Here is a 16,555-nt window from a genome sequence, read left to right on the forward strand (position 1 = left end):
GCGGCGCTTGTGGCGATGGGGGAGTGCGGGTGCAGGGGGGTCAGTCGGCGGTGTAGCAGGTGGTCTTGCCGATGACGCGCACGCCCGGCTCGTCGCCGGACAGCACGGTCAGCTCGAACGTCAGCCGAGTCTCAGGATTCCGCAACACCGAAACGTCCTGATCCCCATCCCGCAGATCCAGATCGTCGACCACCTTGTCGTACCCCATCGCCTGGAGCCGGGCGAGCAGCCCGGCGGAGGCGGAGGCGAGGTCGCTCTCGGCGCGGAAGTACCGCCGCACCTGGCCGGGCACGCACGAGTCGTCCTCTATCGGCGCGTCCGGCGACAGGCGGAGGCCGGCGGCGCGGAGCAGGGCGCTGCCGTCGGAGTCGAGTTGCCGGGCCGCGTCTTCGAGGGTGGGGAGTTCGGAGGCCGCCGTGCAGGCCGTCATTGCCGCGACGCAGAGGAGCGCCGCGGATAAGCCGTGACGGCAGGCGCGCACGTTCGGACCATATCCGAGATCGCCCAGGGCCACCGGCGAAAGGCGGAAAACGTCATCGGCGCCGGGTGCGGCCGCCGCGGAGGCGGGCGAGCAGGCCCAGGTCGTTCGCGCAGGCGCCGAGGCCGAGGGCCACGCACTCCAGGGGCTGTTCCGCCTGACGTACCGGCATGCCCAGGGACTCCCGCAGCCGCGGCGCGAGGCCCGCGAGCAGCGCGCCGCCCCCCACCAGCACCGTGCCGCGCTCCCCGAGGTCGGCGGTCAGTTCGGCGGGGCAGCGTTCGACGGTCTCCATCGCCGCCCACACGATGGACTCGATCGTCGGAGCCGCCGCCTCCCGGATCCGTTCCACGGGCAGCCGTACGACGTGCTCGTTGCCGGTTTCCGGGTTCCGGGCGCGTACGGTCACGTCTTCTTGTCCGGTGTGGCGTTTGGCCGTCTCCGCCTCGTGTTCGTCGAGGGTGTGGCCGTGCTCGTGTTCGACCAGGCGGGCGATGGCCCGGTTCACGGCCCGGCCGCCGCTCGGGACCGCCGTCGTGGCCACGGCCTCCCCGCCGGAGAGCACGGCGATCCTGGCGGAGTCGCGCCCGACGTCGATGACCATGCCCCCCACGTAGTCGCCGACCGGCAGGCCCGCGCCGAGCGCGGCGGCGAGCGAGTGCGGGATCAGCACGATCTGCCTGGCCTCCGCCTCGTACGCCACGTCGCGCAGCGCGGCCCGCTCGATCGGCGTGGCCCCGTCGGGCAGCGCCATGACCAGGCGCGGCCTGGCGAGCGGACGCCGCTGCACCTTGCCGAGGAAGTGCCTGACCATCCGCCGGGCGAGATCGCCGTCGGCCGGCAGGCCCCCGCTGACCGGCCAGCACGTCTCGTCGCCCGTGGCGTCCGAGCCGTACCCGATGATCTTGCCGGTACGGGCGTCGATCGTCACCGCGGAGGGTTCGTCGAGCACGATGCCCTTGCCCCGGACGTAGATCCGCGTGCGGGCACCCCCGAGGTCCACCGCCAGATCGCGGCCGAGGAGACTCATGACAGGACTGAGGACTTGGTGGTCGTGGCGGGCATGCCGGGTCTATTTCCTGGGCCGTTCCAACCCAACACCAGGAACGGAGTGGTTCCCCTTTACCTGAGCGCCGGGCTCAGCCGCTCCTGAGGATGGCCAGGGTCTCGTCGGCCCATTCGAGGCCGATGCGGACCTGCGCCAGGCCGAGGCGCAGCGCGTGGTTGCCGACGCCGGTTCTGCTCTGGCAGTCCAGGACCGCCAGCCTGGCCTCGTACCCGGCCTTGATCCGCTCGACCACCGTGATCGCCTCCTCCGTGGGGAGCAGCGGCAGCAGGAACGCCTGCAGCGCGGTCTCGCTGCGTACGACGAAGACGGGCTCGTGCTCCACCAGCCACGTGTGCAGCTCCCGCGCCCCCTCCGGGGTGATCGTGTAGATCTTGCGCCCCCTGGCGCCCTCCGACGAGGCCGCCACCAGGCCGTCGGCGGCCATCTTCACCAGCTCGGGATAGATCTGCGTGTGCCCGGCCTGCCAGACGTGGTTGAGCGAGTGCTCGAACTTCTTGGTCAGGTCGTACCCGCTCGCCGGGCCCACGGCCTCAAGCAGCCCGAGAAGCGCGATCCGTAGGGACATGCCGGCAAGCATATCGAAGACTTGACATGTCATGACTTACATATCAATCTTCACATGTGAATGATGACATGAAGCCTCAAGGGCTCCTCTTGCTCGCGGTGCTCGGCGGGATGTTCCTGGCGATGCTCGACCAGACGATCGTCGGCACCGCGTTACCGCGGATCACGGCCGAGCTGGGCGGCACCACGCTCTACGTCTGGGTGGTGACGGCGTACCTGCTCACCTCGACGGTCACCGTGCCGCTCTACGGCCGGCTGTCCGACCAGCACGGCAGGAAGCCGCTGCTGCTGATCGGGATGGTGGTGTTCGTGGCGGGATCGGCGTTGTGCGGGGCGGCGCAGGACATGCCGCAGCTCATCGCCTTCCGCGCGCTGCAGGGGCTCGGCGCGGGCGCGCTGCTGCCGCTGTCGATGGCGTTGGTGATGGAGATGTTCCCGCCGGGCACGAACGGCGCCCGCGTGCAGGGCGCGCTCGGCGGCGTGATGGGGCTGACGTACCTGGCGGGGCCGTTCCTCGGAGGGCTGTTCACCGACCACGCGAGCTGGCGGTGGGCCTTCTACGTGAACGTGCCGCTCGGCCTCGTGCTGATCGCGATCGTCGCGCGCAAGCTGCCGAGGCGGCCGGGCGTGGGAGGCGGCGGGCGCCCCGACTACGCGGGCATCGGGGTCTTCACCGTGGCCGTCAGCGCGCTGCTGCTGGGCCTGACGGAGAAGGGCATGGACGGCCACACCTGGACCGACGCCGCCGTGGCCGGGCCGATCGCGCTCGCGGTCGCGTTGCTGGCGGTGTTCGTGCTGGTCGAGCGGCGGGCGGTCAGCCCGATCATGCCCATGCACCTGTTCGGCAACCGCACCTACACGCTCGTGAACGTCACGTCCTTCTTCACGGCCTTCTGCATGTTCGCGGGAGTGGTGTTCCTGCCGCGTTACTTCCAGGAGTCCCTCGGCGTCAGCGCCACCGAGTCCGGGCTGAGGATCTACCCGATGACGCTGGCCATGGTCCTGGGCAGCGTCCTCATGGGCACGCTCATGTCCAGGACCAGGGTCTACAAGCCGTGGCTGCTCGCCTCCCCGTTCCTGCTGGCCGCCGGCGCCCTGCTCTGCCTGAACCTGACCGCGCACACCGACGGGCTGCTGCTGGCGGGCTGGATGTTGCTGATCGGGCTCGGCATGGGCCCGATGTTGTCCGGCCTGACCGTGGCCGCCCAGCAGTCCGTCGAGCCGCAGTACATCGGCATCGCGTCGGCGAACCTGACCTTCTTCCGCCAGATCGGCGGCTCCGTGGCGCTGGCCGTCGGTGGCACCCTCTACACCTCCACGGTCGCCGCGGACGCGCCGGCGCACGGCCTGGCCGCCGCGCATGCCTCCGCCGCCGCGGCGGTCATCCCGTCGCTGGGAGTGGCGGGGGCGCTGCTCGCCCTGGTGGCGCTGGTGGTGATGCCGGGTCGGCGGCTGGAGGTGCCCGCCACGCCGCAGGCCAGGGCTGAGGCCAGTTTCGCGTCATAAGCGGCGCCATGCGAAGCTGTGATAGTCCCCAACACCATGGAGGTCCTCATGGCGGATACACCGGAGCCGGAAGTCAGCGAGACTCCCGAGGACGAGATGAAGCGCAAGTTTCGCGAGGCGCTGGAGCGCAAGCGTAACCAGCACGCGGACTCGGGCGCCGGTGGCAAGGGCGGCGACCCGTCGAAGATCCACGGGGCGCACGGTCCGGCTGCGAGTAAAAGATCGTTCAGGCGCAAGAGCGGCGGCTGAGGCCGGGAATTTCTAGGGGGTACGGCAATGCCGTGCCCCCTTTCATTTTGCCGAGGCGGGTAGATCTTTAGTCCGATTCATGACGAAGTGTTTGTGTTTGTCCGGAATACGTGGTTAGAGTGTTGGCCACTTACCAGCTGGTGGCATGGCCCTTACCCAGAGGGGACCAGCCGGCTGGCGCCGAATCCCGATCGCTCGGGAACCGGGGACCCACCTCCCTGGGGTGAATCCGACCTTGTGTCGGTAGGGCAACTCCACGCCCGAACCCGTCAGCTAACCCGGTAGGCGAGATGGAGAGGACATATGCATTACATGAATGATCACGTAGAACACCCCTACCGCGTGATGACGACCGCCCTCTGAGCGGCCCCTTCTCCAGGCTTGTTTCGCGCTCCGCGTAGCTCTCCCCCCGTCAGGTGCTTGTCCTGCTACGCCCTTTTTCAAGCGAGCGCAACCTCCCTGCCCCCTCGCGAAGGACTTACTTTTCATGTCTGCACGTTTTGGCCTGCGTACCCTCGCTCTGCTCACCGCCTCCGCCGTCAGCACTCTCACGATCGCCTGCACCGCGGCCCACGCCGACTCCAACACGGATGAGAAGGTCCTGCTCAAGGGCTCGACCACGGCCTCGTACTTCTGGGACGACTCCTCCGGCCGCGCCGGGGACACCGGTCTGCCCGCCAGTGGCAAGCCCATGCAGAAAGGCCTGGCCGCCAGCCCGAGCTGGCCGCTCATGACCGAGGGCTACGTGATCCACGACGGCAAGAAACTGCCCTTCTTCGTCGGCGACCGCGGCCCGGGCATCCCCTCCAACAACGGGGTCATGCTGGACCTGGACGGCAAGACGTTCGCGGAGCTGACCGGCGGCACGTTCAACACCGACACGCTCGGCGTCGACGGCGTCGGCGGCCAGGGGCACATCAAGGTCGACTACGTCATCACCAAGTGGGGCGACGGGCCCGGCAAGAAGAACTACCCGGTGCCGTTCTCGACCGGCGCCTGGTCCGAGCACGACGACAACCCGGCCGAGCCCCCCGCGGGCGGCGTGGCCGTGCCTCGGGCGCGCGAGGCCGAAGAGTGGAGCTCCAGCGCGGGCGCGGTCGTGGCCAGCGCCGTGGCCGTGGCGGGCGGCGGAGTGGCGCTCGCCAGTGAGCGCGTCCGCAACCTCCTCATGGGCTGAGCTTTACGGACCCCGGACCAGAATGTCATTCTGGTCTTCGTGACCATCCGCGCGGCCGCGAACGGCATCGAAATCGCCTACGAAAGCTTCGGCTCGCACGACGGGCGCCCCCTGCTCCTCATCATGGGGCTCGGCGCCCAGCTCATCCACTGGGATGAAGGGCTCTGCGAGCTGCTGGCGGACCAGGGACATCACGTCGTACGGTTCGACAACCGCGACGTCGGCCTGTCCACGCACTTCCACGACAAGGGCGTTCCCGCCATGGGGGCGCCTTCGCCGTATCTGCTGGACGACCTGGCCGACGACACGGCCGGACTCATGGACGCGCTGGGCTGGCCCGCCGCCCACGTCGTCGGGGCGTCGATGGGCGGCATGATCGCCCAGGCGCTGGCCATCCGCCACCCGGGCCGGGTGCTGACCCTGACCTCGATCATGTCCACGCCCGGCCCCTCGGTGGCCCCGCCCACGGACGCCGCGCTCGCCGCCCTCATGAGCAGGCCCCCCGCCGACCGCGAGGCGGTCCTGGAGCAGGCGGTGCGGACCTGGTCGATCATCGGCTCGCCCGGATACGAGCTGGACCGCGAGCGGATCACCACGCTGGCCGGACTCGCGTTCGACCGCTGCTTCGACCCCGACGGGACGGCCCGGCAACTGGCCGCCGTCATGGCCTCGGGGGACCGCACGGCGTCGCTCGCCGGCGTGGGGGTGCCCGCGCTGGTGCTGCACGGGGAGGCGGACCAGCTCATCCCGGTCGCGGGCGGGCAGGCCACGGCCGCGGCCATCCCGGGCGCCCGGTTGGTGACCTACCCGGGCATGGGCCACGACCTGCCGCGCCCGCTCTGGTCCTCCGTCGTGCAGGAGATCACCAAGCTCACCGCCGCCTAGCCGAAGTGGGCGCGAGTCTCCGCGAACGCCTGGTCCGTGCCCTCCAGCGCCCTGGCCACGTCCGCCTCCGTGTGCGCGGCCGACATGAACCAGTTGTGCCACGGATGCAGGTAGACCCCGTGCCGCAGGCAGGCGTCGCTCCACCACATCGCGACGGACAGGTCGGCGTCCCCGTCGAAGCTGAGCCACGGGATCGTGACGGGCCCGGTCTGGTTCACCACGAACCCGTGGGACTTGGCCTGCGCGTAGAGCCCCTCGCGGAGCTGCGTGCCCGCCCGTTCCATGGCGCCGATGCCGTCGGTGTCGCGCAGCGTCTCGATGGTCGCCTTGGCCGCCGCCATGGCGACCGCCGAGAACCAGAACGACCCCGTCGAGTACAGCGTCTGCGCCGGTCCGCGCAGCGCGTCCGTGCCGGTGACGGCGGCGATCGGGTAGCCGTTCGCCATGGCCTTCGACCAGGCGGTCAGGTCGGGCCGCACCCCGTACGGCTCCCAGGACCCCCGCAGGTCGACCCGGAACCCGGCCCGCACGTCGTCGATCACCAGCGCGGCCCCGAGCCGGTCGGCCAGGGCGCGGGCGCCCCGGGCGAAGGCGGGCTCCACCAGCTCCTGGTCCTCGAACGAGTCGTGCTTGAACGGCGTCACGATGATCGCCGCCACGTCGCCCTCCACGGTCGCCGCCGCGGCCTCCAGCGAGCTCAGTGAGTTGTACGTGAACTCCACCAGGTCGGCCCGCTCGTTGGGCGTCGTGCCCGACAGGGAGGGCGTGCACCAGGGGTCGGCCCCGTGGTAGGCGCCGTGCGCCATCAGGACCTTGGTCCGCCCGGTGGCGGCGCGGGCGACCATGAGCGCCTGCGTGGTGGCGTCGGTGCCGTTCTTGGAGAACATCGCCCAGTCGGCGCTGGGCACGGTGTCCACGAGCAGCTCGGCCAGCTCCACCATGATCGGGCCGGGGCCGTTGAGGCAGTCGCCGAGCGCGGCCTGCCGGGCGGCGGCCTCCTCCACGCGGGGGTGGCGGTGGCCGAGCACGACCGGGCCCCAGCTGCACATGAAGTCGATGTACTCGCGACCGTCCACGTCCCACTGGCGGCAGCCCTCGCCGCGTTCGAAGAACTGCGGGAAGCCGGGGGCGAAGAGGGCGGCGTTCAGGTGCCCGTACATGCCGCCGGGGACGACCTTCAGTGCGCGCTGACGGAGTTCTGCGTCGGTCATCCGAGAATCCTTAGAGTCGAGTCGAGGTCGATGAGGCCGGCGTCGGAGCCGAGCCCCGTGGCGACGTGGGCGGCGGCGGCCGTGCCCCAGCGGGCCGCGGTCAGCACGTCCTGCCCGTGCAGGAGACCCGTCAGGAACCCCGCGCAGTACGCGTCCCCGCAGCCCGTCGTGTCCGCGACGTCCACCTTGAGTGCGGGCACCGACTCCGCTCCCTCCGCGGTGACCACGAGGCTGCCCGCGGCGCCCAGCGTGACGAGCACGCCGCGGGGCCCGTCGGCCAGCAGGGTCCGGGCGGCCTCGCCGACGTCGGAGGCGCCGGTCATGAGGAGGGCCTGCGACTCGTTCGGCAGCACGTAGTCCACGTGCGGCAGGAAAGCGCGGGCCATTCCCAATAAGTCGGGCAGCTCCGAAAGGAGGTCCATGGTGACGAGGGTGCCGGCCGCGCGCACCTCGTCCAGGAGGGCGAAGAACGCCGGATCCCCGAGGCCGAACGTCACGTCCATCCCGCCCAGGTGGATCGCCCGCACGCCGCGCAGCACGTCGGGGTCCAGGTCCGCGTACGTCACGCCGAGGTTCGCCCCCGGCACGTGGAAGCTGGGCCGCCCGCCGTCGGGCCTGATGGGCAGGATCGACGCGGCCGTCTGCTCGCCCGCCCGGCGCACGAGGCGCGAGACGTCGACACCGCGCTTGGCGAGCACCGCCACCAGGAAGTCGCCCAGCTCGTCGTCGCCGGCGGCTCCCATCGTGATCACGGAGTTGCCCAGCTTGACCAGATCGACGGCGGTCCCGGCGGCGGCGCCGGCGGCGGTGAGGCGGATCTGGTCCACCAGAACGGTGTCCTGGCCCTCGGGGATGTGCTCGATGGGCCTGGCGAGAATGTCGACGATGTGGACGCCGACGGTGGCGACGGTCATAGTCTAAATAGACAGACGTCCGAATAAAAAGTCAATGGAGGAGCCGATGCCCAAGATCGTCGATCACGACGAGCGCAGGCGCGAGGTCCTGTCAGCCGCCCGCCGGGTGATCGTCAGGGACGGCATCGACGCCGCCACCACGCGGGCCATCGCGAAGGAGGCCGGATACTCCAACGGCGTGCTCGCCCACTACTTCGCCGACAAGGACGAGATCCTGCTGTCGGCGCTGCGCCAGTCCCACCAGCGCATCCGCGACCGGCTGACCCGCAAGGTCGAGGGCGTGACCGGGCTGGCCGCGCTGCGCGAGCTGCTGCTGGACAACCTGCCGCTGGACGCCGAGCGCACCCAGGAGTCGCGCCTGGAGGTCAGCTTCTGGAGCCGCAGCCTGGCCTCGGAGCGCCTGGCCGAGGTCCAGCGCGCCGAGGCGGACGAACTGCGCGCCGCCGTACGCGACCTGCTGGCCCAGGCCCGCGCGGCCGGCGAGCTGCGCACCGACGACAACCTCGACGACCTGACCGAGCACCTCCTCGCCCTGGTGGACGGCCTCAGCCTGCACCTGCTCCTCTACCCGGGCCGGCTCAGGCGCGTCGACATCGAGCGGCTCATGCTCCAGGCACTCGATCGCCTGTGACAAGGATTGCCGTAATTCGGACGACCGACTACATTGCCGACGCATGAGCCTGCGCGAGCAGTTGTGCGAGTACGGCCGGCGCGCGGTCGAGCTCGGCCTGGTCATCGGCACGTCCGGCAACCTGAGCGTGCGCGAGGGGGACCTCGTCGCGGTCACCCCCTCGGGGGCGGCGCTCGACCGGCTGACCCCGGAGATGTGCCCCGTCGTTGACGTCGACGGCTATCTCGTCGAGGGCGAGCTGCAGCCGTCCAGCGAGACCCCCATGCACCTGGCCGTCTACGCGACCACGGACGCCCGGGCCATCGTGCACACGCACTCGGTGTTCGGCACGATCGTGGCCAGCACGATGACCGAACTGCCCCCCGTGCACTACAACGCGCTGATGCTCGGCGGGGTGGTCAAGGTGGCCGAGTACGCCACGTACGGCACGCCCGAGCTGGCTGCCAACGTCCGCGCGGCGATGGAGGGCAAGAAGGCCGCCCTGATGGCCAACCACGGCGGGGTGACCGTCGGGGCGACGCTGGAGGAGGCGTTCGAGGCCACCCGGCTGCTGGAGTGGCTGTGCGAGGTTTATGTCCGGGGGCTCAGCGTGGGCAAGCCCACGATCCTCACGGACGAGCAGCTCAACGCGGTGGTCGAGCGCGCGCTGAACCCCCCGGCGTTCCCGCGCCGCCTATGAGAGCGCCGCCTGCTCGGCCAGGCCCAGCGGCAGCCCGCCCGACCCGGCGATCCGGTCGTGGAACTCCTTCAGCGACCCCTGGAACGACTCCCGGATGCGGTCGATCTCGATCGCGCCCGTGAGGTAGGAAGGCGCCTGCGTGGGCCACGCGCAGTAGCGGTTCACCTCGCCCTGAGCGGTGCCCGGCGACAGCGACGCCCTGGTCGCCATGAACGTCTCCGCCTCCTCGATCGACATGTCCTCGCAGTGCAGCGCCGTGTCCACGACGATCCTGGAGGCCCGGAAGATCCGGCAGTCCAGGTGGGCCAGCTCGGTGGCGGGGGTGTCGAAGTAGCCCTGCTCGTGCAGGAGCTTCTCGACGTACAGGGCCCAGCCCTCGGTGAAGTACGGGGTGCGGAAGACCTTCCTGACGGTACGGGGATTGCCCGCCATGTACGACAGGTGCCAGTGATGCCCCGGGTAGGCCTCGTGCACGGCGATCGAGGGCATCTGGGCCCGCGAGTTCGTCCGCAGGCGCTGGCGTACCTGCTCGGGGGTGAAGTCGTCGGGCGTGTAGGGGACGAAGAAGACGCCCTTGCGCGAGGCGCTCAGCGGGGGCGGCGAGAGGTAGTGGGCGACGGACAGAACGGGACGGGTGTACTCGGCGGACGGGAGCACGTCGCACTCCTCGCCTCCGGCGAACGTGACCAGGTCCCGCTCCCGCACGAACTCCCTGGCCCGCTGGGTCTCGGCCGCGTACTCGGCCCGCATGTCGGCCAGCGTCGGCGGATGGTCGTCCATGAGGAACTCCATCGCCGCCCGCCAGTCCTCGCCGCCGTTGACCCGCAGCGCCACCTGGCGCATGCGCGCGTCCAGCTCGGTCCAGGCGGCCTTGCCCTTCTCGTGCAGCTCGGCGGCGCCGTAGCCGAGCATCTCGCGGTCGCGCAGCAGTGTGGAGTAGAGCTTCTCGCCCATCCGCCAGGTGCCGCCGCACTCGAAGCCCTCAAGGAAGGCGACCAGCTCGTCGAACGCCCGCGCCGCCGGTTCGGCGGCCTCTGCCAGCCGGGCGGCCAGGTCGGGGTCCTGGACCATGGACGGGATCGTCCGGGTGAGGAAGTTGCGGCCGGTGCGCGCCTGACCGAGCCCGCGCTTGACCAGCAGCGGGGCGGCCAGGTCGGGGTCGAGGTTGGCGCGGCAGGCGGCCAGCACGCCGGGCACCTCGGCCAGCCGGGAGACGGCCGACGACACCAGCTCGGGCTCCGGCTTGAGGCGCCGCTGGAACGGCGCGTACATGGAGGCGAAGATCGCGGAGAGGTAGGCGGCCGGGTCGCGCCGCCACTCGGGCCAGGCGGCGAGTGCGATCGAGCCTCTCAGCTGGGAGAGGACCAGGTCTCTGTCGATGGCGTCGTCCAGGGTGGCGGCCTCGATGCCGGAGAGGCGGTCGAGCCAGCGGGCCTCCTCCCGCTCGCGGGCGGTCCAGGCGGAGGCGGTGAAGTCACCGAGGGTGTGATCGTAACCGTCGGCCCCTAACGAGCTGGCCAGGACGGGACGGTCGGAAAAGTACCACTTGAGAAACTCGTCCACCAATGCACCATATCCTGTGGAAATGCCCCTGCAGATCACTGGCGCGCTAGGCGACCCTGACCTGATCCGCCTCCCTTGGGAGGTCCCCCTCCAAGACTGGCCGCAGTACCATCTCGTCGATCTGCCGCGCGGCATATCCCGGCACGTGGTGCGTTTCGCCCGGCTGTCCGGCAAGGTGTACGCGATCAAGGAGATCAGCGAACGGTACGCCAAGCGCGAATACCAGTTGCTGTGGGACCTGGCCCGGCTCGACGCGCCCGCCGTGGAGCCCGTCGCGTACGTCACCGGCCGCGAGGAAGGGCTGGACGCGGCGCTGATCACCCGGCACCTGCAGTTCTCGCTGCCGTACCGCGCCGTCATGTCGGGCACGCTGCGGCCCGACACGCTCACCCGCCTGCTGGACGCGCTGGCCGTGCTCTTGGTGCGACTGCACCTGAACGGGTTCTACTGGGGCGACTGCTCGCTGTCCAACACGCTGTTCCGCAGGGACGCGGGGGCCTTCGCCGCGTACCTGGTGGACGCCGAGACCGGCGAGATGCACCCGATGATCAGCGAGGGCCAGCGGCTGGCCGACATCGACACCGCGCACATGAACATCTTCGGCGAGATGCTCGACCTGGAGGCCGGCGGGCTGCTGCACCCGTCCATCGACCCCATGGAGACCGCCGAGGACATCGTCACCCGCTACCACCGCCTCTGGGACGAGATCACCCAGAGCGAGATCATCGAGGAGGTCGACTGGCACCGCGTGGAGCAGCGGATCCGGCGGCTGAACCTGCTCGGCTTCGACGTGGCCGAGATGATGGTGCGGCGCAAGGTCGGCACCGGGCGGCTCATCGTCCGGCCCAAGGTCGTCGACTCCGGACACCACCAGCGGCGGCTGCTCCGGCTGACCGGGCTCGACGTGGAGGAGAACCAGGCGCGGCGGCTGCTCAACGACCTCGACGGGTTCAGGGTGGCCAAGGGGCTGCGGCACGAGGACGAGGCCATCGTGGCGCACCGGTGGCTGGCGGAGATATTCCAGCCGACGGTCGAGGCCATCCCCGCGGAGCTGCGCGGCAAGCTGGAGCCCGCGCAGCTCTTCCACGAGATACTCGACCACCGCTGGTACCTGTCCGAGGAGTCGGGCGCGGACGTGGGGCTGGCCGCGGCCGTGAAGTCGTACGTGGACAACGTGCTCGTCCACAAGCCCGACGAGAAGGCCCTGCTCCCGGACGAGCCCGCTCAGTAGGCGACGGTGATCCGCCTGCGCGGGTGCAGGTCCTTCTCGAGCTCGTCGGCGATCGCGACCGCGTAGTCCTCGGCTGAGATGAAGCTGCGGCCCTCGGCGTCGGCCAGCAGCGTGTCGCCGCCGATGCGGTAGACGCCGGTACGCTCGCCCGGCGCGATCTCCGCCGCCGGTGAGATGTACGTCCAGTCCAGGTCCTCGACCTCCCGATAGAGGCCGAGGGCCGACCTCTGGGCCTTGGACTCCTTTTTGTAGATCTCCGGGAAGCCGGGCGTGTCGACCAGGTCCTGCCCCGGCGCGACCTGGAGGCTGCCGGCGCCGCCCACGACGACGAGCCTGCTTACGCCGGCCGCGCGCACGCCCGCGATGAGCGCGCGGTTGGCCTCCATGAACGGCGGCTCGGGCTCGGTGCCGTCGCGCGGCGGGGCGATGGCGGAGACGACGGCGTCGTAGCCCTCGGCCAGGGTGGCGGCGTCGTGGACGTCACCCTTGACGGGGCCCTTGCGGCTGACGGCGGTCACCTGGTGGCCGCGATTCGCCAGCTCGGCGGCTATGCGCTGACCGACCATGCCGGTCGCGCCAAAGAGCAGGATCTTCATGCGCGCCAGAGTATCCATCGGATACTGGTTACTTCATCGTGCTATAGGTACCTCATGGTTACCGAGCCGCTCTCGGCTCGGCACTTGCCGCCCGCGTCCCCGTCCACGATGCTGTGGTCAGGCGAGGCGATCACGGCAAGGTCACGTCTCGATTGCGCCCCCTTGACGCGCGTCGGGGGCCGTCCGTACGTTCGGGCAAACGTTTAGGAAACTTTCCTAATTCGGGAGTCCCCATGACCCATCCGGGCGAGATCACCCGGCGTCAGCTGCTGCGCCGCCTCGGTATGACCGCGTTCGTCGCCGGCCCCGGAGCGGGCCTCCTGAGCGCCTGCGCCACGGCCGGCACGGGAGGCGAGCCGTCGGCCGCCCCCAGCATCACCGCCTCCGCCGACACCAAGAACCCGTTCGGCGTCGACCCCAAGAAGCCGCTGGAGGTGGTCATCTTCAGCGGCGGGTACGGCGACGCGTACGCCAAGGACCTGCACGAGCAGCTCTACAAGAAGGAGTTCCCCGGCGTACTGGTCAAGCACACCGCCACCCAGCAGATCGGCACCCAGTTACGCCCGCGCTTCGTCGGCGGCGACGCGCCCGACGTGCTCAACAACTCCGGCCCCGACTCGATGGACCTGGCCGCGCTGGCCGCCGAGAACCACCTCGCCGACCTGACCGTGCTCTTCGACGCCCCCTCGATCGACGACCCGGCCAAGAAGATCCGCGACACCGTCACCCCCGCCGTGATCGACAACGCCAAGATCAACGGCAAGGACCTCGTCCTCAACTACACCGTCTCCCACCGCGCGCTCTGGTACAACGCCAAGCTGTTCGCGTCCAAGGGGTGGTCGGTGCCGAAGACGTGGGCCGAGTTCACGGCGCTCGGGGACACGGCCAAGCAGGAGGGCATCCTGCTCTTCGCCTATCCGGGGCAGAAGGGCCCGTACTACCAGCTCTGGAACGTCCTCTACACGGCCGCCAAGATCGGCGGGAACCAGGTCCTCATCGACATCGACAACCTGGTCGACAACGCCTGGAACGCCGAGCCGATGAAGCAGGCGGTCACGGCCTGGGTGGACATCCAGGCGAAATATGGCGACAAAGCGTACTTTGGCCTCGACCACACCCAGACCCAGATCAAGCAGCTCCAGAACAAGCTGCTCTTCTACCCCGTGGGCTCCTGGATCGAGAACGAGATGGTCAAGGACAAGCCCGACGACTTCGAATACGCCATCGCCCCCATTCCCGACGTCACCGCCGCCGACAAGATGCCGTACGGCGCCATCCAGGTCGGCGTCGGCGAGAACTTCGTCGTCGCGGCCAAGGGCAAGAATCCCCAGGGCGGCCTCGAATACCTGCGCATCATGCTGTCCAAGGAAGGCGCGCGCGGATTCACGGAGAAGACCGAGAACCTCACCGTGGTGAACGGCGCCGCCACCGGGCTCGACCTGCCCGCCGGCCTGATGAGCGCCGCCAGGGCCCAGGACGCGGCCGGCCAGAACATCATCACCGACGCGCGTTTCGAGGGCTGGTACAAGGAGCTGTTCGACTACGGCACCCAGCAGATCAACGTGGTCATGGCCGGGCGCGTCACCCCGGAGAAGTTCTGCGCCGACATGCAGAAGAAGGCCGACGAGATCAAGAAGGACGACGCGGTGGCCAAGCAGACGCGGAGCCAGTGACCAGATGGATCGGCTGCGCAAGTACGGGTTCGTCGCCGGATTCCTCGTCGTCCCCCTGGCGCTCTATTCGGTCTTCGTCATCAGCCCCTATGTCCAGGCGTTCCAGCTCTCCCTGACGAGCTGGAACGGATACAGCTCGATCGTGCGGTACGTGGGGCTGGACAACTTCGGCCGGCTGTTCGACGACGAGGTGTTCTGGCAGGCCCTGCGCAACCACGGGATCATGCTGCTCGTGCTGCCGATCGCGACGATCGTCATCGCGCTGTTCCTGTCGTTCCTGCTGAACCTGGGCGGCGGCACGCGCGGCGCGGGCATGAGAGGGGTCTGGGGGTCGAGGTTCTACCGGGTGGTGTTCTTCTTCCCCCAGGTCCTGGCCGTGGCCGTGGTGGGCGTGCTCTTCCAGGCGGTCTACCGCCCCGACGCGGACGGCGTCATCAACGGCGTGCTCGCCAGGTTCGGCGCCGGGCCCGTCGGCTGGCTCACCGAGCCGGGCCTGGCCCTCTGGTCGATCATCGCGGTGATGATCTGGCAGGGCGTCGGCTTCTACGTGGTGCTGTTCTCGGCGGGGATGGCGGCCATTCCCAAGGACTATTTCGAGGCCGCCGCGCTCGACGGCGCCGGACGCGTGCGGCTGTTCTTCGCGATCACGCTGCCGCTGCTGCGCGACACCATCCAGGTCGGCTGGATCTATCTGGGGATCGCGGCCCTCGACGGATTCGCCTTGGTGCAGGTGCTGGCGGGCGACAAGGGCGAGCCCGACGGCGCCACGACCATTCTCCCGGTCACGATCTACAAGACGGCATTCGCCTACAACAAGGTCGGATACGCCTCCGCGATGGGCGTGGCGCTGTTCTTCCTCACCGTGACGTTCGCCGTGCTGACATTGCGTACGACCAGGCGTGAAAGGGTTGAGCTCTAGAGATGGCCAGAAACCGGCCCAGGTCGCGGCCCGGCGTGCTCAACGGGCTCTCGCACGTGGCGCTGGCCGTGTGGGCGCTGCTGATCATCCTGCCGCTGCTGTGGACGTTCCTGGCGTCGTTCAAGAACAACACCGAGATCTTCGGCGACCCGCTGCAGCTCCCGGGGGCGCTGCGGCTGGACTCGTGGGGCCGGGCCTGGGACAAGGCGCACATCGGGCAGTACATGTTCAACACCGTCGTCGTCGTCTTCTTCGGCACGGCGGGCACGATGTTGTTCGGGTCGATGGCGGCGTACGTGCTGGCTCGCTACCGGTTCATCGGAAACAAGCTGATCTACTACTACTTCGTGGCCGGGCTGGCGTTTCCGGTGTTCCTGGCCCTGGGGCCGCTCTTCTTCGTCGTCAAGCAGTTCGGCCTGCTGAACTCGCATTTCGGCCTCATCCTCGTGTACATCGCCTATTCCCTCCCGTTCACGGTCTTCTTCTTGGCGGCGTTTTTCCGGACCCTGCCGGAGACCGTCGCCGAGGCGGCCATGATCGACGGCGCCTCGCACACCCGGACGTTCTTCCAGATCATGGTGCCGATGGCCCGGCCCGGCCTGATCAGCATCACCATCTTCAACGTCCTCGGCCAGTGGAACCAGTATCTGCTGCCCCTCGTCCTCCTGGCCGGCGACCCGGACAAGTGGGTCCTCACCCAGGGCATCGCCAAGATCTCCACCCTGGCCGGGTACGAGGCGGACTGGCCGGGCCTGTTCGCCGCGCTGAGCATGACGATCCTGCCGGTCATGGTCGTCTACATCATCTTCCAACGCCAGATCCAGTCCGGGCTCGGATCGGGGGCGCTGAAGTAACGTGGCGCCATGAGTGAGAACCTGCCCGAATGGCGGCGCGAGGGCGACGAGATCCGGCGCACGATCGAGGCGCCCGACTTCCCCACGGCCATCCGCATCGTGGACGAGATCGCGGTGCAGGCCGAGGAGCTCAACCACCACCCCGACATCGACATCCGCTGGCGCACTCTCCACCTGGCCCTCACCACCCACGACGCGGGCGGGCTCACCGACCTCGACTTCACGCTGGCCGCGATCATCGACGACATCGCGGCGAAACACGGCGCCTAACCGACGAATACTCACCGTAGTAGCGCGATTACTCGTTAGAGTGGGTGCCCTCCCAGGGCCCTCCTGTCGTAGGGGCTCGAACCATG

Annotated in this window: 17 protein-coding genes, 1 pseudogene and 1 riboswitch; of the genes and pseudogenes, 11 read left to right on the plus strand and 7 right to left on the minus strand. The window is 69.5% G+C overall.

The features are described 5' to 3' along the window. Positions 1-40 precede the first annotated feature (40 nt). The 3 genes from ABZS69_RS36960 to ABZS69_RS36970 all read right to left on the minus strand — a co-directional run bounded on the left by ABZS69_RS36960 (position 41) and on the right by ABZS69_RS36970 (position 2,112). Entirely contained in the window at positions 41-430 is a 390-nt protein-coding gene (locus tag ABZS69_RS36960) for a hypothetical protein (RefSeq protein WP_355380258.1), read from the minus strand. A gap of 103 nt (positions 431-533) precedes the next feature. Further along, entirely contained in the window at positions 534-1,508 is a 975-nt protein-coding gene (locus tag ABZS69_RS36965) for a rod shape-determining protein (protein WP_355380260.1), read from the minus strand. A gap of 109 nt (positions 1,509-1,617) precedes the next feature. Then, the gene (locus ABZS69_RS36970) at positions 1,618-2,112 is read right to left on the minus strand and encodes a PadR family transcriptional regulator (RefSeq protein WP_355380262.1); all 495 of its coding nucleotides are present in this window, start codon (positions 2,110-2,112) and stop codon (positions 1,618-1,620) included. A 68-nt stretch (positions 2,113-2,180) separates the two neighbouring features. Between ABZS69_RS36970 and ABZS69_RS36975 the strand changes: the two genes are divergently transcribed. The 4 genes and pseudogenes from ABZS69_RS36975 to ABZS69_RS36990 all read left to right on the plus strand — a co-directional run bounded on the left by ABZS69_RS36975 (position 2,181) and on the right by ABZS69_RS36990 (position 5,928). After that, positions 2,181-3,617, plus strand: a complete 1,437-nt coding sequence (locus ABZS69_RS36975) for an MDR family MFS transporter (protein WP_355380264.1) — start codon at positions 2,181-2,183, stop codon at positions 3,615-3,617. A 48-nt stretch (positions 3,618-3,665) separates the two neighbouring features. Continuing rightward, on the plus strand, positions 3,666-3,866 hold the full coding sequence (locus tag ABZS69_RS36980) for a DUF5302 domain-containing protein (RefSeq protein ID WP_355380266.1): 201 nt from the start codon (positions 3,666-3,668) through the stop codon (positions 3,864-3,866). A gap of 168 nt (positions 3,867-4,034) precedes the next feature. Then, positions 4,035-4,169, plus strand: a riboswitch (cyclic di-AMP (ydaO/yuaA leader). A 298-nt stretch (positions 4,170-4,467) separates the two neighbouring features. Further along, a pseudogene (locus ABZS69_RS36985) lies at positions 4,468-4,851 on the plus strand (hypothetical protein); the annotation flags it as partial. A gap of 231 nt (positions 4,852-5,082) precedes the next feature. Further along, positions 5,083-5,928 carry an alpha/beta hydrolase gene (locus ABZS69_RS36990; RefSeq protein WP_355380268.1) on the plus strand — a complete coding sequence of 282 codons (846 nt, stop codon included), beginning with the start codon at positions 5,083-5,085 and terminating at the stop codon, positions 5,926-5,928. Here the strand turns inward: ABZS69_RS36990 and ABZS69_RS36995 are convergent. Continuing rightward, positions 5,925-7,139 carry an aminotransferase class III-fold pyridoxal phosphate-dependent enzyme gene (locus ABZS69_RS36995; protein WP_355380270.1) on the minus strand — a complete coding sequence of 405 codons (1,215 nt, stop codon included), beginning with the start codon at positions 7,137-7,139 and terminating at the stop codon, positions 5,925-5,927. The genes ABZS69_RS36990 and ABZS69_RS36995 overlap by 4 nt on opposite strands. Further along, positions 7,136-8,053, minus strand: a complete 918-nt coding sequence (locus ABZS69_RS37000) for a carbohydrate kinase family protein (protein ID WP_355380272.1) — start codon at positions 8,051-8,053, stop codon at positions 7,136-7,138. The genes ABZS69_RS36995 and ABZS69_RS37000 overlap by 4 nt, the downstream gene beginning before the upstream one ends. Before the next feature lie 46 nt (positions 8,054-8,099). On the opposite strand from ABZS69_RS37000, the gene ABZS69_RS37005 reads away from it, so the two are divergent. Beyond that, positions 8,100-8,684, plus strand: coding sequence for a TetR/AcrR family transcriptional regulator (locus ABZS69_RS37005; protein WP_355380274.1), 585 nt, complete (start codon positions 8,100-8,102; stop codon positions 8,682-8,684). 43 nt (positions 8,685-8,727) lie between these two features. Continuing rightward, the gene (locus ABZS69_RS37010) at positions 8,728-9,363 is read left to right on the plus strand and encodes a class II aldolase/adducin family protein (protein ID WP_355380276.1); all 636 of its coding nucleotides are present in this window, start codon (positions 8,728-8,730) and stop codon (positions 9,361-9,363) included. Here the strand turns inward: ABZS69_RS37010 and ABZS69_RS37015 are convergent. After that, complete coding sequence (locus ABZS69_RS37015) at positions 9,358-10,926, minus strand: DUF885 domain-containing protein (protein WP_355380278.1); 1,569 nt, start codon at positions 10,924-10,926, stop codon at positions 9,358-9,360. The two genes, ABZS69_RS37010 and ABZS69_RS37015, sit on opposite strands and share 6 nt — an antisense overlap. 22 nt (positions 10,927-10,948) lie before the next feature. Between ABZS69_RS37015 and ABZS69_RS37020 the strand changes: the two genes are divergently transcribed. After that, positions 10,949-12,157, plus strand: coding sequence for a DUF4032 domain-containing protein (locus ABZS69_RS37020; protein ID WP_355380280.1), 1,209 nt, complete (start codon positions 10,949-10,951; stop codon positions 12,155-12,157). Here ABZS69_RS37020 and ABZS69_RS37025 read toward each other — a convergent pair. Continuing rightward, the gene (locus ABZS69_RS37025) at positions 12,151-12,753 is read right to left on the minus strand and encodes an NAD(P)-dependent oxidoreductase (RefSeq protein ID WP_355380282.1); all 603 of its coding nucleotides are present in this window, start codon (positions 12,751-12,753) and stop codon (positions 12,151-12,153) included. The genes ABZS69_RS37020 and ABZS69_RS37025 overlap by 7 nt on opposite strands. A gap of 233 nt (positions 12,754-12,986) precedes the next feature. Between ABZS69_RS37025 and ngcE the strand changes: the two genes are divergently transcribed. Genes ngcE through ABZS69_RS37045 form a run of 4 tightly spaced genes read left to right on the plus strand, consistent with a single transcriptional unit; the run spans position 12,987 to position 16,469 of the window. Next, positions 12,987-14,426, plus strand: coding sequence for an N-acetylglucosamine/diacetylchitobiose ABC transporter substrate-binding protein (gene ngcE, locus ABZS69_RS37030; protein WP_355380284.1), 1,440 nt, complete (start codon positions 12,987-12,989; stop codon positions 14,424-14,426). A 4-nt stretch (positions 14,427-14,430) separates the two neighbouring features. Next, positions 14,431-15,345: a sugar ABC transporter permease gene (locus ABZS69_RS37035; RefSeq protein WP_355380287.1), complete on the plus strand. Its 915-nt coding sequence runs from the start codon at positions 14,431-14,433 to the stop codon at positions 15,343-15,345. Between the two features lie 2 nt (positions 15,346-15,347). Further along, a complete protein-coding gene (locus tag ABZS69_RS37040; protein WP_355380289.1) occupies positions 15,348-16,199 on the plus strand; it encodes a carbohydrate ABC transporter permease in 852 nt (283 codons plus the stop codon). A gap of 9 nt (positions 16,200-16,208) precedes the next feature. Next, on the plus strand, positions 16,209-16,469 hold the full coding sequence (locus tag ABZS69_RS37045; protein ID WP_355380291.1) for a 4a-hydroxytetrahydrobiopterin dehydratase: 261 nt from the start codon (positions 16,209-16,211) through the stop codon (positions 16,467-16,469). Positions 16,470-16,555: the final 86 nt, after the last annotated feature.

The organism is Nonomuraea sp. NPDC005650, from assembly GCF_040605375.1.
Lineage (GTDB): Bacteria > Actinomycetota > Actinomycetes > Streptosporangiales > Streptosporangiaceae > Nonomuraea.

Excerpts from the sequence above, each read along its gene's own strand:
- ABZS69_RS36980 (WP_355380266.1), top strand. The coding sequence starts at position 3,666 with ATGGCGGATACACCGGAGCCGGAAGTCAGCGAGACTCCCGAGGACGAG.
- ABZS69_RS37040 (WP_355380289.1), top strand. The coding sequence starts at position 15,348 with ATGGCCAGAAACCGGCCCAGGTCGCGGCCCGGCGTGCTCAACGGGCTC.
- ngcE (WP_355380284.1), top strand. The coding sequence starts at position 12,987 with ATGACCCATCCGGGCGAGATCACCCGGCGTCAGCTGCTGCGCCGCCTC.
- ABZS69_RS36965 (WP_355380260.1), bottom strand. The coding sequence starts at position 1,508 with ATGAGTCTCCTCGGCCGCGATCTGGCGGTGGACCTCGGGGGTGCCCGC.
- ABZS69_RS37005 (WP_355380274.1), top strand. The coding sequence starts at position 8,100 with ATGCCCAAGATCGTCGATCACGACGAGCGCAGGCGCGAGGTCCTGTCA.
- ABZS69_RS37025 (WP_355380282.1), bottom strand. The coding sequence starts at position 12,753 with ATGAAGATCCTGCTCTTTGGCGCGACCGGCATGGTCGGTCAGCGCATA.
- ABZS69_RS37010 (WP_355380276.1), top strand. The coding sequence starts at position 8,728 with ATGAGCCTGCGCGAGCAGTTGTGCGAGTACGGCCGGCGCGCGGTCGAG.
- ABZS69_RS36960 (WP_355380258.1), bottom strand. The coding sequence starts at position 430 with ATGACGGCCTGCACGGCGGCCTCCGAACTCCCCACCCTCGAAGACGCG.
- ABZS69_RS37045 (WP_355380291.1), top strand. The coding sequence starts at position 16,209 with ATGAGTGAGAACCTGCCCGAATGGCGGCGCGAGGGCGACGAGATCCGG.
- ABZS69_RS37035 (WP_355380287.1), top strand. The coding sequence starts at position 14,431 with ATGGATCGGCTGCGCAAGTACGGGTTCGTCGCCGGATTCCTCGTCGTC.
- ABZS69_RS37020 (WP_355380280.1), top strand. The coding sequence starts at position 10,949 with ATGCCCCTGCAGATCACTGGCGCGCTAGGCGACCCTGACCTGATCCGC.
- ABZS69_RS36970 (WP_355380262.1), bottom strand. The coding sequence starts at position 2,112 with ATGTCCCTACGGATCGCGCTTCTCGGGCTGCTTGAGGCCGTGGGCCCG.
- ABZS69_RS36995 (WP_355380270.1), bottom strand. The coding sequence starts at position 7,139 with ATGACCGACGCAGAACTCCGTCAGCGCGCACTGAAGGTCGTCCCCGGC.
- ABZS69_RS37000 (WP_355380272.1), bottom strand. The coding sequence starts at position 8,053 with ATGACCGTCGCCACCGTCGGCGTCCACATCGTCGACATTCTCGCCAGG.
- ABZS69_RS36975 (WP_355380264.1), top strand. The coding sequence starts at position 2,181 with ATGAAGCCTCAAGGGCTCCTCTTGCTCGCGGTGCTCGGCGGGATGTTC.